Annotated in this window: 2 protein-coding genes; one reads left to right on the plus strand and one right to left on the minus strand. The window is 48.8% G+C overall.

What is annotated here, in order from left to right:
• On the minus strand, positions 1-204 hold a 204-nt coding region (locus K0778_RS26340), incomplete at its 3' end, for a hypothetical protein (RefSeq protein WP_204751729.1).
• Between the two features lie 22 nt (positions 205-226).
• Here K0778_RS26340 and K0778_RS26345 point away from each other — a divergent pair.
• A complete protein-coding gene (locus K0778_RS26345) occupies positions 227-859 on the plus strand; it encodes an IS256 family transposase (RefSeq protein WP_020802982.1) in 633 nt (210 codons plus the stop codon).
• The last annotated feature ends 184 nt before the right edge of the window (positions 860-1,043 follow it).

The raw sequence follows: 1,043 nt of genomic DNA on the forward strand, positions 1-1,043 counted from the left end.
TGGATCTTTCGAACTGTTACTAAGAGGGTAATCATAGCCAAACATAAACTGGAAATGTCCTAATTCTAAACCTGTTCCAATACCTACACTATAATCAAGAGGACTTAAACTTCCATCACTTCCAAAAGGTTTTGTGTACTTCTCTTGAGTTTTCGTAGCTAAATAGTAGTGTTTGTTGGTAAATCCAAATAATCCAATATTCAATCTTGCGACCGGGAAAGTCCTCTTGAAAGTACCACAAGTTCGCGGGATGGAGTTTTATCCCAGCTGCATCGAGAAAGGCATGCGCAGTGAGCGTGCTCTCAAGCTCGCCATCGCCGAAATGTATGTCAAAGGAGTAAGTACCCGCAGGGTCTCGGATATCGTCGAAATTCTTTGTGGCACCGAAGTCAGCTCGTCCCAGGTCAGCAGGCTGGCAAAGGAGCTCGATGAAGAGATTACGTCTTGGAAGGCGCAGCCTGTCGGACAGATTCAATACTTGGTACTTGATGCGACCTATGAATCGGTTCGCGTCGGTTCCCATGTGGTCAAGCAGGCGCTTCTAGTGGCTATTGGCGTTGATTACAGCGGGAATCGGCATATTCTTGACGCCGAAGTCGCGAACAGTGAGGCAGAGGTAAACTGGCGTTCCTTTCTCGAGGGTCTCGTACGACGAGGGATGCACGGCCTGCGAATGATCACCAGTGATGACCACTCAGGACTGCGCGCGGCAATCGATGCTGTCTTCCCTGGAATTCTGTGGCAACGCTGCCAGTTTCATCTGCAGCAGAATGCCCACTCCTACGTCACGAAAAAAGATGAGATCCCGCTGATAGCCGCTGATATTCGGAAGGTGTTCAATCGGAATATGTCAAGATAGTTTATGCCAGATTTTTGAGAGGTTTGCATCAAGCAGCCTTCGAAAGAGGACGGCATGACATTGAGACCGGCAAGGCGTCGTAGATACGCACTTTCCCAGTACGCCACCGTAAGGGGTTTTTCTCTTTGGCAGCAAGAATGGTTTGGTTTCTTTTTTCCTCGGCGCCGTAGGCGTCCGACTAACA

This window comes from Escherichia sp. XD33, assembly GCF_019375075.1.
Lineage (GTDB): Bacteria > Pseudomonadota > Gammaproteobacteria > Enterobacterales > Enterobacteriaceae > Enterobacter > Enterobacter flexneri_A.